This window comes from Micromonospora sp. NPDC005806, assembly GCF_042871425.1.
Taxonomy (GTDB): domain Bacteria; phylum Actinomycetota; class Actinomycetes; order Mycobacteriales; family Micromonosporaceae; genus Micromonospora.
The window spans coordinates 16,863-35,119 of sequence record NZ_JBIAIL010000057.1; the positions used below are offsets into that span (position 1 = coordinate 16,863).

At 71.7% G+C, this 18,257-nt stretch carries 15 protein-coding genes and 1 tRNA gene; 7 read left to right on the plus strand and 9 right to left on the minus strand.

Annotation, left to right across the window (positions count from 1 at the left end; genetic code table 11):
• Positions 1-142 precede the first annotated feature (142 nt).
• Together ACFYOS_RS33390 and ACFYOS_RS33395 are read right to left on the minus strand one after the other, a co-directional pair.
• Positions 143-2,344: a heterodisulfide reductase-related iron-sulfur binding cluster gene (locus ACFYOS_RS33390; RefSeq protein ID WP_387150345.1), complete on the minus strand. Its 2,202-nt coding sequence runs from the start codon at positions 2,342-2,344 to the stop codon at positions 143-145.
• A 414-nt stretch (positions 2,345-2,758) separates the two neighbouring features.
• Entirely contained in the window at positions 2,759-3,022 is a 264-nt protein-coding gene (locus tag ACFYOS_RS33395) for a cell division protein CrgA (RefSeq protein WP_387150347.1), read from the minus strand.
• 231 nt (positions 3,023-3,253) lie between these two features.
• Between ACFYOS_RS33395 and ACFYOS_RS33400 the strand changes: the two genes are divergently transcribed.
• The 4 genes from ACFYOS_RS33400 to ACFYOS_RS33415 are packed head-to-tail and all read left to right on the plus strand — an operon-like array spanning position 3,254 to position 6,883.
• On the plus strand, positions 3,254-4,060 hold the full coding sequence (locus tag ACFYOS_RS33400) for a DUF881 domain-containing protein (protein ID WP_387150350.1): 807 nt from the start codon (positions 3,254-3,256) through the stop codon (positions 4,058-4,060).
• On the plus strand, positions 4,057-5,943 hold the full coding sequence (locus tag ACFYOS_RS33405) for a class E sortase (RefSeq protein WP_387150353.1): 1,887 nt from the start codon (positions 4,057-4,059) through the stop codon (positions 5,941-5,943). Before ACFYOS_RS33400 ends, ACFYOS_RS33405 begins: the two co-directional genes overlap by 4 nt.
• 2 nt (positions 5,944-5,945) lie before the next feature.
• Positions 5,946-6,227, plus strand: a complete 282-nt coding sequence (locus tag ACFYOS_RS33410; RefSeq protein ID WP_387150356.1) for a hypothetical protein — start codon at positions 5,946-5,948, stop codon at positions 6,225-6,227.
• A 5-nt stretch (positions 6,228-6,232) separates the two neighbouring features.
• The gene (locus ACFYOS_RS33415) at positions 6,233-6,883 is read left to right on the plus strand and encodes an aminodeoxychorismate/anthranilate synthase component II (protein WP_387150359.1); all 651 of its coding nucleotides are present in this window, start codon (positions 6,233-6,235) and stop codon (positions 6,881-6,883) included.
• Between the two features lie 60 nt (positions 6,884-6,943).
• Here the strand turns inward: ACFYOS_RS33415 and pknB are convergent, their stop codons facing one another.
• From pknB to ACFYOS_RS33450, 7 genes are all read right to left on the minus strand, one after another.
• Positions 6,944-8,749 (minus strand): Stk1 family PASTA domain-containing Ser/Thr kinase, encoded by a 1,806-nt coding sequence (gene pknB / locus ACFYOS_RS33420; RefSeq protein ID WP_387150362.1) that lies wholly within the window; start codon positions 8,747-8,749, stop codon positions 6,944-6,946.
• On the minus strand, positions 8,746-10,098 hold the full coding sequence (locus ACFYOS_RS33425; RefSeq protein ID WP_387150365.1) for a protein kinase: 1,353 nt from the start codon (positions 10,096-10,098) through the stop codon (positions 8,746-8,748). The genes pknB and ACFYOS_RS33425 overlap by 4 nt, the downstream gene beginning before the upstream one ends.
• 1 nt (position 10,099) lies before the next feature.
• Positions 10,100-11,605, minus strand: a complete 1,506-nt coding sequence (locus ACFYOS_RS33430) for a peptidoglycan D,D-transpeptidase FtsI family protein (protein WP_387150368.1) — start codon at positions 11,603-11,605, stop codon at positions 10,100-10,102.
• Positions 11,602-13,032, minus strand: coding sequence for an FtsW/RodA/SpoVE family cell cycle protein (locus ACFYOS_RS33435; protein ID WP_387150385.1), 1,431 nt, complete (start codon positions 13,030-13,032; stop codon positions 11,602-11,604). Before ACFYOS_RS33435 ends, ACFYOS_RS33430 begins: the two co-directional genes overlap by 4 nt.
• Before the next feature lie 85 nt (positions 13,033-13,117).
• Positions 13,118-14,539: a PP2C family protein-serine/threonine phosphatase gene (locus ACFYOS_RS33440; RefSeq protein WP_387150371.1), complete on the minus strand. Its 1,422-nt coding sequence runs from the start codon at positions 14,537-14,539 to the stop codon at positions 13,118-13,120.
• Complete coding sequence (locus tag ACFYOS_RS33445) at positions 14,536-15,021, minus strand: FHA domain-containing protein (protein WP_387150373.1); 486 nt, start codon at positions 15,019-15,021, stop codon at positions 14,536-14,538. Before ACFYOS_RS33445 ends, ACFYOS_RS33440 begins: the two co-directional genes overlap by 4 nt.
• Positions 15,022-15,027: 6 nt before the next feature.
• Positions 15,028-15,816 (minus strand): FhaA domain-containing protein, encoded by a 789-nt coding sequence (locus ACFYOS_RS33450; RefSeq protein WP_387150388.1) that lies wholly within the window; start codon positions 15,814-15,816, stop codon positions 15,028-15,030.
• Positions 15,817-16,025: 209 nt separating this feature from the next.
• Here ACFYOS_RS33450 and ACFYOS_RS33455 point away from each other — a divergent pair.
• The 3 genes from ACFYOS_RS33455 (at position 16,026) to ACFYOS_RS33465 (ending at position 18,096) form a co-directional block, all read left to right on the plus strand.
• Positions 16,026-16,111: transfer RNA gene (locus ACFYOS_RS33455), tRNA-Leu, on the plus strand.
• A 108-nt stretch (positions 16,112-16,219) separates the two neighbouring features.
• Positions 16,220-17,293 carry an NAD-dependent epimerase/dehydratase family protein gene (locus ACFYOS_RS33460; protein ID WP_387150376.1) on the plus strand — a complete coding sequence of 358 codons (1,074 nt, stop codon included), beginning with the start codon at positions 16,220-16,222 and terminating at the stop codon, positions 17,291-17,293.
• Positions 17,290-18,096 (plus strand): WecB/TagA/CpsF family glycosyltransferase, encoded by an 807-nt coding sequence (locus tag ACFYOS_RS33465; RefSeq protein ID WP_387150379.1) that lies wholly within the window; start codon positions 17,290-17,292, stop codon positions 18,094-18,096. Before ACFYOS_RS33460 ends, ACFYOS_RS33465 begins: the two co-directional genes overlap by 4 nt.
• Positions 18,097-18,257: the final 161 nt, after the last annotated feature.

Here is an 18,257-nt window from a genome sequence, read left to right on the forward strand (position 1 = left end):
CCGTCGATGTGCGTGATTGTTCCACGCGCCGGCACCGGGCACGAGGGCAGCCGCCGGGCGGCGGGCCGGCCGGACACGACGACGGCGGCGGCACCCGGTGGGTACCGCCGCCGTCGTGCGTCGACTCGTTCCGGGGTACGCCTCAGCCGGCGACCGGCTCGGTCTCCTTCGCGCCGGCCGGAGCGTCCGGCTTGACCGAGCGGAGCAGCACGCTGGCGACGTCCACAACCTCGACCTGCTCGCCCGCGCCCTTGCCGTTGACCCCGTCGTTGAGCATCGTCGAGCAGAACGGGCAGCCGACCGCGATGGTCTTCGCCCCGGTGGACATGGCTTCCTCGACCCGGTCCACGTTGATCCGCTTGCCGATCTTCTCCTCCATCCACATCCGGGCACCGCCGGCGCCGCAGCAGAAGGAGCGCTCGCTGTTGCGCGGCATCTCGGTGATCTCGGCCGAGCCGAGCGCGGCGCCGAGCACCTCGCGCGGCGGGGTGAAGACCCGGTTGTGCCGGCCCAGGTAGCAGGGGTCGTGGTAGGTCAGGCCGCCGTCGACCGGCTGCACCGGGGTGAGCTTGCCGGTGGCGACCAGGTGGGCCAGAAGCTGCGTGTGGTGGACCACCTCGAACTCGCCGCCCAGCTGCCCGTACTCGTTGCCGAGGGTGTTGAAGCAGTGCGGGCAGGTGGCGACGATCTTCCGCTTGCTCTTCTCCCGGCCCTCGAACGCCTCGTTCAGCGTCTCGACGTTCTGCTGGGCGAGCATCTGGAAGACAAACTCGTTGCCGATCCGGCGGGCCGGGTCACCGGTGCAGGTCTCGCCCTCGCCGAGGATGGCGAAGGAAACGCCGGCCTCGTTGAGCAGCGTGGCGACCGCCCGGGTGGTCTTCTTGGCCCGGTCCTCGAACGCGCCGGCACAGCCGACCCAGAACAGGTACTCGAAGTCGTCGACCTCGCCGACCCGCGGCACCTCGAAGTCGAGGCCCTTGGTCCAGTCCTCGCGGGTGTTCTGCGGGGCGCCCCACGGGTTGCCCTTGTTCTCCAGGTTGCGGAGCATGACGCCGGCCTCCGACGGGAAGCTCGACTCGATCAGCACCTGGTAGCGGCGCATGTCGACGATGTGGTCCACGTGCTCGATGTCCACCGGGCACTGCTCGACGCACGCGCCGCAGGTGGTGCAGGACCAGAGCACGTCCGGGTCGATGACGCCACCCTCCTCGGCGGTGCCGATCAGCGGTCGGTCCGCCTCGGCCATGGCCAGCACGTCGACCCCGGCGAGCTGCTCCTGGGTCGCCTTCTCCTCGCCGGTCAGGTCCTTGCCGCCGCCGGCCAGCAGGTACGGCGCCTTCGCGTACGCGTGGTCGCGCAGGCTCAGCACCAGCAGCTTCGGCGACAGCGGCTTGCCGGTGTTCCAGGCCGGACACTGCGACTGGCAACGGCCGCACTCGGTGCAGGTGCTGAAGTCCAGCAGGCCCTTCCAGGTGAACTGCTCGACCTGGGCGACGCCGAACTGGTCCTTCTCCGGGTCCGCCTCCTCGAAGTCGAGCGGCTTGCCGTCGCTCATCATCGGGCGCAGCGCGCCCAGGCCGGAGCCGGCCGGCTTCTCCGGCTCGCGCTTGAAGAAGATGTTGGGGAACGCCAGGAAGCGGTGCCAGGCCACGCCCATGGTGACGTTCAGCGAGATCACGATGAGCCAGGTCATCGAGATGGCGATCTTGATCAGGGCGGCAACGCTGACGCCGGCCGTCCAGGCCGGGAGCGCGGCGCCGACCGCGTGGCTCAGCGGGGTGGCCCAGACCGGGTACTCGAAGTGGTCGGTGGCGACCTTGAACCCCCGGATCACGAAGCCGAAGATCAGGACCAGCAGCACGACCCACTCGACGAAGTAGCCCTGCCACATGGTGGAGCCGGTGAACCGCGACCGGTTGCCGGGTCGGTTGGGCCGGTTGCGCAGCCGGATCGCCATCAGCACCACGATGCCGATCAGGCCGAAGATGCCGATCAGCTCGGTGGCCAGGCCGAAGATCGTCCAGTGCCCGATGATCGGCAGCCCGCCGCGCGGCGTGACGACCTCGAAGTACGCCTCGAGCACCAGCAGCGACAGCACGATGAACCCGACCATCACGAACCAGTGCGCGGCGCCCACCACGCTCCACTTCAGCATGCGGGTGTGGCCGGCGGTCTCCACCAGCATCTTCTTCGTGCGGGCGCCCCTGTCGGTGAACCGCTCCGGCGCCGGTTGCCCGAGCCGGATGACTGCCACCATCTTCATGACCGCGCGTACCGCTAGCCACACCGCCACGGCGGTGATGGCGGCCGCGAGGATCGTGGTGACGATCTGGACGCTGCCCATCGAGTTGGCCTCCCGGTCTGCTGCCTGTCGAGCGGCTCGGCGACCGGGAGCGGTTCAGGAGGCGTTCGGCGTTCCGCCGCTACCCGCCACCCCGACCCGACCGGCCGATGACCTCGCTCCGCTCGGTCATGCAGTGCAGCCTACGCGCAAGGTTACCCAGCAGTAACGTGAGTCATCTCGCATCCGGCCACGCCGCCCTGCCGACACCTTAGGGGGACCCGGCGGCGCGCGCCGGGTAGGGGCGGTGTGGCGTGACGTACGTCCGCCGGCCGGACGGTGGTGAAACCGGTCAGGGGCGGCCGGCCGGGGCCGGACAGGGCGGCGGCCCGGCCCCCACGATGGCTTCAGTCGCGGCGCGTCAGGCGCAGGCGCTGAAGCTGTCGTCGCGGGGAACCGGGCCGGCCGTCGACCTGGTCAGCGCCAGCGGGAGAGCAGGATCAGCGAGGCGACCATCGCGCCGAAGCCGACCGCGAGGTTCCAGTAACCCCACGTGGCGACCGGGTACGCCTGCTCGGAGAGGTAGTACAGGACCAGCCAGCCGATGCCGACGACGATCAGCGCGACGGCGGTGATCGGCAGCCAGACCGGGCTAGGCTTGCGCGTCGCCGCCGTCGCCGTCGGACGCACGTCCGTCGGCGGGGTGTACACCTTCTTCTTGCGGACCTGAGACTTGGGCACGACGCTCTCCAGAGGGGGGTACGACCTCGTCCGGCCTGACAACCGGGCGCGGGGGCGACGGTCCATGGCCAATAATGTTCGACAGCTAGCGTAGTCCCGACGGGCCGCCCAGGCCACGAATGGGGTCAGGCCAGTGCACGGAGTGACCGAAAAGAGCGGGACTTTTCGGGTCGAACACGCCGGTTCGCATCGTCGCGAGCCGGTACAGAACGACGGGAAAGGGAACCGCCGGTGGAGTACACGTCCGGTGCCGCCTCCTGGCAGAAGGTCCTCCGGCGGGCGGTCGCCGGCCTGCTGCCGCGGCGGCCACGGCAGCGCCGCCCGGGCTGGTCGATCGGCGTACCCCTGATCGCCGCCGCGGCGGGCCTGCTCTTCACCACCACCGCGACCACCGCGGGCGGCACCTCGCTGCGGGAGGACCGTCGTCCCCAGCTCACCCAGCTGATCGAGGACCGGCGCGAACAGGTCGCGGCGAGCGAGGAGAAGGCCGCCCGGCTGCGCGCCGAGGTCGAGGAGCAGACCGCCGCGCTCGCCGACACCGACGGCCCGATCAAGGACCAGCGCGACCGCGCCGCCGCCAGCCGGCAGGCCGCCGGGTTCACCGCGCTGACCGGCCCCGGGGTCACCATCGAGCTGAACGACGCCCCTCGGCGCGCCGACCAGACCCTGCCCAAGGGTGCCAGCAACGACGACCTGGTCGTCCACCAGGGCGACGTCCAGGCGGTGGTGAACGCGCTCTGGGCGGGTGGCGCCGAGGCGATGTCAATCATGAATGTCCGCGTGCTCAGCACCAGCGCGGTACGCTGCGTCGGTAACACCCTGCTGCTGCACGGCCGGGTGTACTCCCCTCCGTTCAAGATCGTGGCAATCGGCGACCCCGCCTCGCTGCAGCGGGCCCTCGCCGCGTCCGAGGGAGTCCGGTTGTTCAGGGAAGCAGTCGACCATTACCAGCTCGGCTACTCCGAGAACGTCGCCACGGTCACCGTTCCGGCGTTCGAGGACTCGACCGCGCTCCGCTCGGCGAAGGTTCCCCGGTGACCGCCGAGGACCCCCGCGAGCGCGACGGGCGGCACCGCGACCACAGCGAGGACGCCACCGCGTTCCTTCCCCGGGTCGAACGCCCGGCACCGGCCAAGGCCCCGCTCAACCTGCCCTGGCCCGAGCCGGCCGAGCCGCCCTCGACGGCCGACGAGCGGTTTCCCACGACGCCCGCCAGCCACCACCGGCGCCCGTCCGCGCCCGTGCCGGCCGCCGACGACCACGAGCCGCGCCGGACCGCCGGCCCGGACCAGCGCCGGCCAGCCGCCCAGGAAGCGCGCCCGGCACCCGGTCACGAGCTGCACCGGCTGCCGGCGGACGCCTGGCCGACCGCCGGCGAGCAGATGCCTCGCCGCCTCCCCACCGAGCAGCCTCGCCGCCTGCCCACCGAGCCGCCCCCGCCCTGGCCCGGTGCGGCGGCCGCGCAAACCGGCCCGACCCCGACCTCCCCCGGGAGCCGCTCCGACCACGGGCCGGGAACCGTTCCGGACCCCACCGCCCCGGAGCGGTCGGGTGCCGCTGGGCCTGGCGCCGGAGCTGGTGCCGTCGGGCCCCGGACCGCTGGACCCGCTGCCGCCGGACCGGGTGTCACCGGGCCCGGCACGTCCGGACCGGACGCGAGCGCGTCCGGGACCGTCGCCGAGCAGCCGGGCCAACGAATCGCCGAACAGCCCGGCCTCGTCGCCCCGGCCCCGGTGATACGACCCGCCGCGCCCGCTGACGCGCCCACCGCGTTCCTCCCCCGGGTGGCCGGCCGGTCGGCCGACCGCGCCGCCCCGACCGAGGGTGGGCAGCGCCGGGCCGGTGAGGCGGCGCCGGCTACCCGGGAACGGGCTGACCTACCGCAGGCGGCAGCGCCGACCGGCGGCGTACCGCAGGCGGGCGACCCCGCGCGGCCGGAAGCGAAGCACCCTGCGCGACCGGGCTCGGGCGTCCCGCCGCAGCCGGAAGCGGGCGGCCCGGGCGCTGACCCGGCGGCGACCGCGGTGATCCCGGCCGTCACCGACCGTCCCGCGCGGGTGCCCGCCCTGGACTCGACGGCACTGATGGGTGCCGTCCCGCCGCTGCCGGAGCCGACCGGTGGCGAGCCGGCCGACGCCGCGGCCGAGCCGCCCCGCCCCCGCCGGGGCGAGCGGGTGGTGCAGCTGCGCCCCGAGCAGACGGGCGAGGGGTACAGGAGCGTCTACTCCGAGCTCACCCGGCCCACCGTCGGCTCGCGGCTGCGTACCGGGGTCCGGCTCACCGGCGAGGTGCTGATCACCTTCGGCCTGGTGGTGCTGCTCTTCGCCGGGTACGAGATCTGGGGCAAGACGGTGATCGTCGACGCCCACCAGAACGACCTGAACAGCCAGCTCGCCCAGGAGTGGGGCGGCACCGACCCGACCGTCGCCCCGACCGGCGGCCCCACCCCGAAGCCCACGCCCCCGGCGGAGGGCAAGCCGGTCGCGGGGCTCTACATCCCCAAGCTCGACAAGCACTGGGTCGTGGTCGAGGGGGTCACTCCGGACGACATCCGGTACGCCCCGGGTCACTACCCGAGGAGCGCCATGCCGGGTGAGGTGGGCAACTTCGCCGTCGCGGGGCACCGCATCCGGGCCACCTTCTGGCGGCTCGACGAGCTGAACCCGGGCGACGACATCGTGGTCGAGAGCCAGAGCCAGTGGTTCATCTACAAGGTCTACCAGCAGCGGATCGTCAAGCCGACACAGGTCGAGGTGGTGGCGCCGGTGCCGGGCGAGCCGGGCGCGAAGCCGATCGAGAAGCTGCTCACCCTGACCACCTGCAACCCCAAGTTCGACAACTACCAGCGACTGATCATCCACGCCCGGCTGGACCACGTGCTGGCCAAGTCGGTGGGCCGGCCGCCGGAGCTGGAAGGCTGACGATGTACGCGTGGATCTGGCGCAAACTGCCGTTCGGGATGGCCGGGAAGCTGGTCGGGTCGGTGCTGCTCGCCGCGGCGGCGGTCGCGCTGCTCTGGTTCGTGGTCTTCCCGTGGGCCGAACCGCTGCTCCCCTTCGATGACGTCCAGGTCACCCAGGACTCGGGCGTGCCGGGTGACGACTCCGGCGGCGGGCTCACCGTGCCCAGCGTGAGCCCGAGCGAGGAGGAGATCCCCTACAGCACCCACAGCAACAACGCCCCGCCCACCACCCCGAACAGGTGACCCCGATGCGCGTCCTGGTGATCGACAACTACGACTCGTTCGTCTTCAACCTGGTGCAGTACCTCGGCCAACTGGGGGTCGACTGCGAGGTCCGGCGCAACGACGAGATCGACGTCGCCGAGGTCGGCCGGGTCGGCGCCGCCGGCGTGCTGCTGTCGCCTGGGCCGGGTAGCCCGGACCGCGCCGGCATCTGCCTCGACGTGATCCGGGAGTACGCCGGCAAGCTTCCGCTCTTCGGCGTCTGCCTCGGCCACCAGGCCATCGGCGAGGCGTTCGGCGCCACCGTCACCCGGGCACCGGAGCTGCTGCACGGCAAGACCTCCGAGGTCAGCCACCACGGGGTCGGGGTGCTCGCCGGACTGCCCGACCCGTTCACCGCCACCCGGTACCACTCGCTGGCCGTGCTGCCGGAGACGCTGCCGGACGAGCTGGAGGTGACCGGCCGGACGGGCTCCGGCGTGGTCATGGCGATGCGGCACCGCACCCTGCCGATCGAGGGCGTCCAGTTCCACCCCGAGTCGGTGCTGACCGAGGGCGGTCACCTCATGCTGGCGAACTGGCTCGCGGTGTGCGGCTTCCCGGAGGCGCTGGAGCGCGCTCCGGAGCTGGCCGCCGAGGTGGACGCGCGTCGCCGGGCGGCGTTCGCCGCCGCCTGACCTGGTCCGCAGCAGGTCGAGAAACATCGAGGCCCCGACCGGAGTCGGGGCCTCGAACTGTCACTGGCCGGGGTTTCGCGCCGGCGGCGTGGGGATGGGGAACCCGCCACCGCCGCCCGGAGCGGTCGGCGAGCCGGTAGGGCTCGGTGGCGTCGCCGAGTCGGTCGGCTCGGGCAGCGGGATGTCGACGTAGATGGTGACCCGCTTACCCCGGGCCAGATCGGAGTTGCCATCCGGGGACTGCCTGCTGACCAGGCCGGCCTTGTCCGGTGGCACCTCGTCGCCGTCCAGACGTCGCACGTCGTAGCCGGCGTTCTTCAGCAGCTTGCGCGCCTGGTCCTCCGTCAAGCCGACGACGGGCGGCACCTTGGCGATGTTGCCCCTGGAGACCTGCACCTTGACCGTGGAGCCCACGCCGACCGTGGAACCCTCCTTGGGCTCGACCTTGACGACAGTGTTCTCCGGAAGGCCGCTGTCGACCTCTTGGGAGTCGACGACGAGCTCAAGGTTGTCAAGCTGCTGCTTGACGTTGGCGAACTGGGAGTTCACCAACCCGTTCGGGATCTTGACTGTCTTCGGGCCGCCGCAGATGTTGAGAGTGACGTTGCGGCCCTTCTCCAGGGTCGTGCTGGCCGGCGGGTCCTGAGCCGCCACCGTGCCCTTCTCGCAGGTGTTGTTCTGCACCGCGTCGCCGAGCACCGGGTTGAGCTCCGCGTTCCGGACGTCCTGGAAGGCGACCGCCTGGCTCTTGCCCTCCACCGCCGGCACCCGGACCTTGCTCGCGCCCTGCTGGTTGAGCCAGAGCGCGGCGGCCAGGGCGATCACCGCCAGCACGCCGAGCGCGGCGAAGGTGGCGATCACCCAGGAGGAGCTCTTCCGCTTGCGCGAGTCGCCGACCCGGGCCGGCGCCTGCTGGCGGGTCTGCGGCCCCATCACCTGGGTCTGGTAGCCGCCCGCACCGGCGGCCGGGGCCAGCGGCGCGGTCTCGTCCGCCGGCATGACCGGGGTGGCCAGCACCGGCCGGCCGGCGGCGGCACGGAGCAGGTCCGCCCGCATCTCGCCGGCGCTCTGGTAGCGGTTCAGCGGGTTCTTCGACAGCGCCTTGAGGACGATGGCGTCCACCGCCGGGTTGACGTCCGGGTTGATGCTGCTCGGCGTCGGCGGCGCCTCCCGCACGTGCTGGTACGCGACGCTGACCGGGCTGTCCCCGACGAACGGCGGGTGCCCGCAGAGCAGCTCGAACAGCACACAGCCGGCCGCGTACACGTCCGAGCGGGCGTCGACCGCCTCGCCGCGCGCCTGCTCCGGGGAGAGGTACTGCGCGGTGCCGATGACGGCGCTGGTCTGGGTCATCGTGGTGGCGCCGCTGGCCAGCGCCCGGGCGATGCCGAAGTCCATCACCTTGACCTGGCCGGTCTGGGTGAGCATCACGTTGCCGGGCTTGATGTCCCGGTGGATGATCCCGTGCCGGTGGCTGAACTCCAGCGCCGCGCACATGTCGGCGCAGATCTCCAGCGCCCGACGCGGCTGGAGCCGGCCCTCGACGCCCAGCACCTCCTTGAGGGTCCGTCCGTTGACGAACTCCATCACGATGAACGGCAGTGTCTCGCCGGTCGGCGCGGTCTCCTCGCCGGTGTCGTACACGGCGACGATGGCCGGGTGGTTCAGCGAGGCGGCGTTCTGTGCCTCCCGGCGGAACCGCATCTGGAATGTCGCATCCCGGGCCAGGTCGGCCCGAAGCATCTTGATCGCGACATCCCGTCCGAGCCGGAGATCGCGACCGCGGTGCACCTCCGCCATGCCGCCGTAGCCGAGCAGCTCGCCGACCTGGTACCTGCCACCGAGCAGGCGGGCCTGCGCTGTCATCGCGTCTCTCGTCCTTCGCTCGTCGTCGTCGTCTCGCCGCCAGCCGGCTGGAGCCGTACCTCACGACGGTACGACGTCCGGACCAGATCGTCGCCTCCGTGGGCCCGCAGCGCGCCGGAGGTCACGCTCACCGGACGCCCCGCGCCGGGCTCACCGGCCGCCGCGTTCTTCCGGAGGTAGTAGGAAACCACGCCGGAGCAGAGCACGACCAGTACCGCCACCACGATCGCGGCCACCCACCGCCCGGCGCTGGACCGCCGGGGAGCCGCGGCGGCCGGCGAGGGCGCGTACCCCAGGGGATTGTGCTGTCGAGGCGGCGGGACCGTCGCCGCGCCCCGCGGGGCCAGCGGCGGGCGGGGCTGCGGGGCGGGCGCCACCGTGGTCGGCCGCGGCGCGACCGGCGGGCGCGCGGGGGCCACGGTCGGGTGGGGCTGCGGCCGCGCGGTGGCCGGGACCTGCGCCCTGGCTGCCGGTGCGGCCGGCGAGGAGGGTACGCCGGAGATCGGCCGCCCCCCGCCCCGCGCCTGCTGCGACAGGGCGAGCTTGGCCTGCCGGGCGACGCTGGCCAGGGCCGCGGCGCTCGGCCAGCGGGCCGCCGGGTCCTTCGCCATGGCCCGCTCGACGATCGCCTTGACCTGTGGCGGGATGTCGGCGGGCAGCGGCCGGGGTGCCTCCTGCACGTGCTTCATGGCGATTTCGAGTGGGTTGTCCCCCTCGAACGGCCGCCGGCCGGCCAGGCACTGGTATGCGACCACGCCGAGCGCGTACACGTCGGAGGCGGACGTGGCGACCGCGCCGGTGGCCTGCTCGGGCGAGATGTACGAGGCGGTGCCGAGTACCGAGCCGGCCGCGGTGAGCTGGCCGACCAGGTCGGAGCGGGCGATGCCGAAGTCGGTGAGCACCAACGTGCCGTTGGGCCGGACCAGCAGGTTGCCCGGCTTCACGTCGCGGTGCACGATCCCCTTCTCGTGGGCGGCGTGCAGCGCGTCGGCGGCCTGCGCCAGCAGGGCCATCGTCCGGGCCGGGGTGAGCCGCCCCACCCGGCTCAGCGTCGACGACAGCGCGTCGCCCTCGACGTATTCCATGACGAGGAAGGCGACCTGCTGGTCGCTGCCGAAGTCGTAGACGTCGACCACGCCGGGGTGGTTGATGGTGGCCATCGTCCGCGCCTCGCCGCGGAACCGCTCGGCAAAGCCCGGCTCGTCGAGCAGGGCGGGGAGCAGGCTCTTCACCGCGACCGTACGGCCCAACACCTGGTCGGTGCCGCGCCACACGTCGCCCATGCCGCCGCTGGCGATCCGCTCGTCGAGGCGGTAGCGGTTGCCGAGCTGCACCCCGGGGCTGAGCATGTCAGCGACCCCCGGCGTCGCGGATGGCCGCCGCCATGATCCGGCCGGCGATCCGGGCCGCCTCGTGGCTGCCGCCCTTGCCGGCCCGCTCCAGCTCCACGCAGACCGCGGAGACCGGGGTGCCGTTCTTGTCCAGGGCGAAGCCGATGAACCAGCCGTGGTCGGGGGTGTTCGGGCCGGACTGGGCGGTACCGGTCTTGCCGCCGACGGTGTAGCCGTCGATGGCGGCCGACTTGCCGGTGCCGCTCTCGACCACGTGCACCATCATGTCCCGCAGGTCGTCGGCGACCTGGCCGCTGACCGGCTGGCGCAGCTCACGCGGCTTGGCGGTGTAGTAGCTGGTGGTGCGGTCCGGCGCGAGCAGCTGCTTGACCAGGTACGGCCGCATCTGGCTGCCGCCGTTGGCCACCGAGGCGGCGATCAGCGCGCCCTGCAGCGGGGTCATCCGGACGTCGCGCTGGCCGATGGAGGACTGGGCCAGGGCGGCCGGGTCGGTCGACCCGCCGGGCGCGGTCATGTCACCGGTCCGGCTGGCCGCCACCGGCAGCCCGCCCTCGTTGAGCTGACCGACGGTGAGGTCGTCCTGCTCGAAGCCGAACTGGCGGGCCTTGTCCTTGATCTTGTCGGCACCGAGCCGGACACCGAGCTGGGCGAAGCCGGTGTTGCAGGATTCGGTGACCGCCTCGTCGAGGGTCACCTGGTCCTGCGGGCAGATCGAGTCCGCCGCGTTCCTGATCGGCTGACCCGAGGTCGGCGGGGTCCAGCTCTGCCCGGCCGGGATCTTGGTCTGCTTGGTGACGCCGTTCTCCAGCGCCGCCGCGGCCACCACGATCTTGAAGGTGGAGCCGGGCGGCAGCGTCTCGGCCAGCGCCCGGTTCGCCAGCGGGCGGTCCGGATCCTGTTCGAGCTGGTTGAACGCCTTCGATGCCGCCCCGGTGTCGTGGCTGACCAGTGGGTTCGGGTCGAAGCTCGGCATGGAGACCAGGGCCTGCACCGCGCCGGTGCGCGGGTCGATCGCGATCGCCGCGCCCCTGGTCGCCCCGACCTGGTTGTTCTGCAACTGCTTGAACGCCGTCTCCTGGGCGTTCTTGGACAGCGTCAGCAGCACGTTGCCGCCGCCGGTCTGCTCGCCGGTGAACATGTCCTTCACCCGGTTGCCGATGAGCTGGTCGCTGGTGCCGGCGAGGAAGCGGTTCTCGGTCCGCTCGATGCCGGTGTCGGCGATGTTGACCGGCTTGTAGCCGAGTACGTGCGCGTACATCTCCCCGCCCGGGTAGCTGCGCAGGTATCGCAGCCTGCCGCCAGCGTCCTTGCTGATGGCGTACGCGGTGCCGCCGACCTCGATGTTGCCGCGCTTGCGCTTGTACTCGTCGACCTGGACCCGGCCGTTGTAGTCGCTGTTGCGGTATTCGTCCGCCTTGTAGGCCTGGATCCAGTTCAGGTTCGCGAAGAGCAGCCCGAACAGGATCATCACGACCACGCCGACGCGGCGCAGTGGTGCGTTCACGGCCGGATCACCTCCGTGGGAGCACCGTGCAGCTGTTCCGGCGGTCCGCCCGACGGACGCACCGCCGGGCCGCCCCCGGTCACCGGCCGGCGGGCGCCGTCGGAGACCCGGAGGAGGACCGCGATCAGCAGCCAGTTCGCCATCAGCGACGAACCGCCGGCGGAGAGGAACGGGGTGGTCTGGCCGGTCAGCGGGATGAGCTTGCTGATCCCGCCGACGATGACGAAGACCTGGAGGCCCAGGGTGAAGGCAAGACCGCCGGCGAGGAGCTTGCCGAACGAGTCCCGCACCGCCAGCGCGGCCCGCAGCCCGCGCTCGACGATCAGCAGGTAGACCACGAGCAGCGCGGAGAGGCCGAACAGGCCGATCTCCTCACCGATGCCGGCGAAGATGAAGTCGGTCTGCACCTCGGGCAGCAGGGTCGGCTGACCGCCGCCCGGGCCGGCCCCGAAGAGGCCGCCGGTGCCGAGGGTGAGCAGGCCCTGGACCAGTTGGTAACCCTTGTCGTAGGGGTCACCGAACGGGTCCAGCCAGATCTCCGCCCGGAGGTAGAAGTTGGCGAACGGTCCTCCGACGGTACTCCCCAGCAGGTACGCCAGGTAGGCGCCACCGAAGAAGAGGATCAGACCGATGAGCAGCCAGCTGACCCGTTCGGTGGCGATGTAGAGCGTCACCACGAACATGCCGAAGTAGAGCAGCGAGGTGCCCAGGTCCTTCTCGAAGACCAGGACCAGGAGGCTGATCAGCCAGACCACGAGGACCGGGCCCAGGTCCCGTCCGCGTGGGAAGTCGATGCCGAGCAGCCGGCGGCTGGCCAGCGAGAGCACCTCCCGCTTGCGGACCAGGTAGTACGCGAAGAACGCGAGCAGGGCGAGCTTGGCGAACTCACCCGGCTGGATCGAGAACCCGCCGACCCGGATCCACAGCTTGGCGTTGTTGATCTCGGAGAAGCGGGCCGGCAGCACGGCCGGGATCATCACCAGCACGATGCCGGCCAGCCCCAGCGTGTACGCGTACTTGGAGAGCGAACGGTGGTCCCGCATGATCGCCAGCAGGCCGGCGGCCAGGATCACCGCGCCGAGCGTCCAGGCGAGCTGCCGCCCGCCGGTACCGGCGAAGATGGCCAGGCTCTCCCGATCGGCCGGGGCCGCCTGGGCCAGGTCGTAGCGCCGCAGGAAGCCCACGCCGATGCCGTTCAGCAGGGCGACCGCCGGCAGCAGCGCGGGGTCGGCAAAGGGCGCCAGCCAGCGGATCACCAGGTGCAGGCCGAGGAAGACCAGGCCCAGCGCGGCGGCCGGGATCCAGAAGTCCGGGGTGACCGTGTCCAGCACGTTCGCCTCGACCGTCGCCGCGTACGCCGCCACCAGCACCATGGCCAGCAGGAGCAGCGACAGCTCAGCGTTCCGCCGGGACCGGGCCAGGCGCACGCCAGGCTGCTCGCCCGTCGCGGCGGGCGAGGCTGCCGGTACGGCGGCTGCGGTCACGGATGCGTCCTCGGGGTCGAGCCGACGCTCACTCCGGCGACCGGCAGGCGGCCGGGTCGACCGGCGGCACCGTGTCGGAGGGGACGGCGTCGGGCGTGGTGGTCGGCGACGGCGTGGGCGTCGGCGTGGCCGGGGCCAGCGGGCTCGCGCTGGCGGTCGGGACCACCGGGGTGGCGGTGACGACCGGAGTCGGGCTGGCCGCCGTGGCGGTCTGGCTGGGCGGACAGAGCGGCTTGAGGTTCGGGTTGGCCGGGTCGTCGCTGGTCAGCTCGGCCAGCCGGCGCTCGGCGTCCGGCTCGTTCTTGGCCTGGATGCCCTGCTTGACCTGTTCCTGCGCGGCCAGGGTGAGATCGTCCAGCTTGGCCCCGCTGGTGGCGTGCACGCTGGACAGGTCCAGGCCCGCGATCTGACCCGGCACGCCCCGGAACACGGCGAGCTGGCCGTCCTCGGTGGCACCGACGTAGTACTGCCGCTGGGTGTAGCTCCACCCGGCGAAGATGCCGCCACCGAGGATGACCAGCAGCGCCAACAGCATCGCCGTGGTACGCAGCGGGCGGTGCCCGTGCCGCTCCGGTTCCTCGTCGCGGGCGTCCGTCGGTTCCTCCGGCGCGGCCGGCCGGGGGGCGGAGAGCGCGGACGCGCGGGCCGCCGGGGTGGAGACGTCGGCCGAGGTGGCCATCCCCCGATCCCGGGCGGCGGCGCCGCCGACGATCGGCGACGCCTCGACGATGTCCTGGTCGGTGGCGTCGGCGATGATCACGGTGATGTTGTCCGGGCCGCCGCCGCGCAGGGCGAGCTGCACCAGGCGTTCGACGCACTGCTGCGGGTCGGGGTACTCCCGCATGGTGTCCGCGATGGTGTCCGCGCTGACCACGCCGGAGAGGCCGTCGGAGCAGATCAGGTAGCGGTCGCCGGGCAGCACCTGGCGGACGCTGTACTCCGGGTCGATGTCGCGGCCGTCGAGCGCCCGGGTGAGCAGCGAGCGCTGGGGGTGGCTGCTCGCCTCCTCCGCGCTGATCCGGCCCTCGTCGACGAGCATCTGGACGTACGTGTCGTCCTTGGTGATCTGCGCGAACTCACCGTTCCGCAGAAGGTAGGCCCGCGAGTCACCGATGTGGACCATGCCGAGCTTGCTGCCCGAGAAGAGGGTCGCGGTGAGCGTGGTGCCCATCCCCTCCAGCTGCGGGTTGGCGTCCACGGTGTCGCGGAGCTGCTGGTTGGCGGTGCCGACGGCCGAACGCAGCGCGTCCACGAGGGCGTCCCCTGGGACGTCCTCGTCGAGGGGCGCCATGGCACCGATGACGATGTTGCTGGCGACGTCACCGGCGGCCATGCCGCCCATGCCGTCGGCAACGGCAAGCAGCCGCGGTCCGGCGTAGACGGAATCCTGGTTACCGTCTCGGATCAGACCGCGGTCGCTGTGGGCCGCATAGCGAAGGGTCAGAGTCATGGCCGTAATTCGAGAGAAGTGCGGCCGATCCGGATCGGCACGCCGAGGGGGACGGGGGTTGGTCCGGTGACCTTAGCGCGATCCAGGTAGGTGCCGTTAGTCGAACCGAGGTCCTCGACGAACCACTGCCCGTCGCGCGGCACGAGCCGCGCGTGTCGCGCCGAGGCGTAGTCGTCGGTGATCACCAGCGTCGAATCCTCGGCGCGACCGATGGTGATCTGGGCCTCGCCCAGGGTGATCCGGGTGCCGGCCAGTTGGCCCGCGGTGACCACCAGCTGGTGCGCGGCCCTGCCCCGCTTCACCTTCGCCGGCTTCGCCGCCTGCCCGGCGGTGGCTCCGACCGCGCGCGGCGCGGCCACCAGCCGACCCGACCGGGCCCCCGCGAAGAGGTCCCGGCGGATCACCCCGACCACCGTGAACACGAAGATCCACAGCAGGATGAGGAACCCGAACCGGGCGACGGTGATGACGAGTTCCGGCAACGCTGGTCAGCCGTCCACGCGGAAGGTCAGGGTGGTGGTGCCGAGCTGGACCATGTCGCCCGGGTTGAGGGCGACGGCGGAGACGCGCTGGCCGTTGACCATCGTGCCGTTGGTGGAGCCGAGGTCGGTCAGCACGACCTGGCCGCCGTCGAAGTCCAGCCGGGCGTGTCGCCGGGAGATCCCGACGTCGGGCAGGCGCAGGTTGGCCTGGTCGCCGCGACCGATCACCGTCGAGCCCATCTGGAGGGGGTAGGTGCGGCCGTCGCCCGAGACCAGTCGGACGTTGCGGCCGGCGCCGTGCCCCGGCGGCGGGCCGTAGCCGCCACCCTGGTCGTACGACGGATAGGCCGGGCCGGCCTCGTAGCCGCCGGGCGCGGAGACCGGCGCGACGTCGCCACCGGTGTAGACCTCGGCGGTGACCCGGAACATGCCGGTGTCCAGCCCCTCGCCGCGTTCGATCTCGACGATCACGTCGCCGTAGACCGTCCAGGCCTGCTCGCCGATGAACTCCGCCTGCGACTGGGCCAGCTCCTGGGCCAGCGCGGCGGCGTACGGCGCCAGCCGACTGTGGTCGTAGGGCGAGAGATCGATCACGTAGCGGTTGGGCACCAACGTGCGCCCGCCGGCCAGGATCGCCTTGTGCGCCTCGGCCTCCCGCTGCATGGCGTTGAGGATCTCCACGGGGTGGACCACCCCTTTGAAGACCTTGGCGAAGGCCCCCTCGACCAGGCCTTCCAGACGCTTCTCGAAGCGTTGCAGCACGCTCACCGGCTCCTCCTCGGGTTCCGAGGCAATGATGGTATCCGGACACCGCCTCCGCAGCTCACATGCCGCTCGGCCGGCTGCCGGCGGCCCGTTCGTGACCGGCCCTGCGGTCGTGCTACAGTTTCGACCGCCACGAACGGTGATCGCTCGTGGCGATGACCGGTGACAGCGTAATATGTCCCGGCACCCGCTGCAGGCGGCGGGTGCGGGATGAGATACGGTATTGCAGGTCAGGCCACGGGGAAGTGGCGGAATGGCAGACGCGCACGGTTCAGGTCCGTGTGCCCGAAAGGGCGTGGGGGTTCAACTCCCCCCTTCCCCACCATCACGAGGGCTCCGCGGCTAGCGGGGCCCTTGTGCCGTATCGGGGCGTACCGCAAGTCACGCTATGCTCCGATTCGTTCCCTTGCCCCCTATGGACCAGGAGTGGCGTGTGAGTGTCGCGTTGGTGACCGGCTCTGGCGGTCTGATCGGCTCCGAGGCGGCCCGGCACTTCGCCGGCCTCGGGCTCCACGTGGTGGGCATCGACAACGACATGCGTCGGTACTTCTTCGGCGAGGACGGCTCGACGTCCTGGAGCCTGGACCGGCTCGCCGCCGACCTGGGCGGTGCCTACACCCATTACTCCGTGGACATCCGGGACCGGGACGGCCTGGAGCGGGTCTTCAAGAAGTACGGCTCGGACATCGCCGTGGTGATCCACAGCGCCGCGCAGCCGAGCCACGACTGGGCCGCCAAGGAGCCGTACACCGACTTCGACGTCAACGCGGGCGGCACCCTGAACGTGCTGGAGAACACCCGCCGGCACGCCATCGAGGCACCGTTCATCCACTGCTCGACCAACAAGGTGTACGGCGACCGCCCCAACAGCCTGCCGTTGGTCGAGCTGGAGACCCGCTACGAGCTGCCCGAGGACCACCCCTACCACCAGGGCATCACCGAGGACATGTCGATCGACGAGTCGCTGCACTCGATCTTCGGCGCCTCGAAGGTCGCCGCCGACGTGATGGTCCAGGAGTACGGCCGGTACTTCGACATGAAGACCGCCTGCTTCCGGGGCGGCACGCTGACCGGCCCCGCGCACTCGGCGGCCGAGCTGCACGGCTTCCTGGCGTACCTGATGCGCTGCGTCATGGAGGGCCGGACGTACAACCTCTTCGGCTACAAGGGCAAGATGGTCCGGGACGCGATCCACTCCCGGGACGTGCTCACCGCCTTCGAGGCGTTCTTCCGGGAGCCGCGCTCGGCCCAGGTCTACAACCTGGGCGGCGGTCGTCACTCGAACACCTCGCACATCGAGGCGTTCCGGATCGCCGAGGAGATCACCGGCCGCGAGGCGCAGATCAACTACGTCGAGCAGGCCCGCACGGGCGACCACCAGTGGTACGTCAGCAGCATGGCCCGGTTCGAGGAGCACTACCCGAGCTGGAAGATCACCTACGACGTGCCGATGATCCTCCGCGAGATCTACGAGGCCAACGTCGACAAGTGGGTGCCGAAGGCATGACCACCGGCACCAAGCGGAACGTGCTCGGCGTACTCGTCGACGCCACCGACTACGCCCGGGCGACGGAGGCGGTGGTGGCGGCCGCGCACGAGCGCCGCCCACTGGCCCTGACCGCGCTGGCCGTGCACGGCGTGATGACCGGTGTGCTCGACCCGGCGCACAACGCCCGGCTCAACTCGTTCGACGTGGTCACCCCGGACGGGCAGCCGGTCCGCTGGGCGCTGAACGTGCTGCACGGCGCCGGCCTCACCGACCGGGTCTACGGCCCCGAGCTCACCCTCCGGGTGCTCTCCCGCTTCGCCGACGAGGGCCTCCCCGTCTACCTGTACGGCTCCACCGAGGAAACGCTGTCCCGGCTGGTCCCGGCGCTGGAGCGGAAGTTCCCGGCGCTGAAGATCGCCGGGGTCGAGCCGTCCAAGTTCCGATCGGTGCAGCCGGGTGAGGACCTCGAGATCGCCGACCGGATCAAGGCCAGCGGCGCCCGGCTCGTCCTGGTCGGGCTGGGCTGCCCCCGCCAGGAGGTCTTCGCGTACGCCATGCGGCCGCTGCTGGACATGCCGCTGATGGCGGTCGGCGCGGCCTTCGACTACCACGCCGGCCTGCTGCGCAACCCGCCGGCGTGGATGCAGCGGGCGGGGCTGGAGTGGTTCTGGCGGCTCGGCCTGGAGCCTAAGCGGCTCTGGCGCCGCTACATCATCCTCAACCCGGCCTATCTGGCCCGGCTGGCCGCGCAGAAGACCGGCCTGTGGAAGGCCACCCCACCGCCGCCCGCCACCGAGCGCCCGGCCACCTTCGACATCTGACGCCAGCACGACGTCCGGCGGCCACCCTGAAGGGGGACCGCCGGACGCCGGTGGGAAGAGGTTGGCTCAGGAGACGTTCACCGCGGTGTCGTCGATGACGAAGGAGGTCTGCAGCGAGATGTCCTCCGTGCCGGTGAACTTCAGGGTGACGCTCTGGCCGG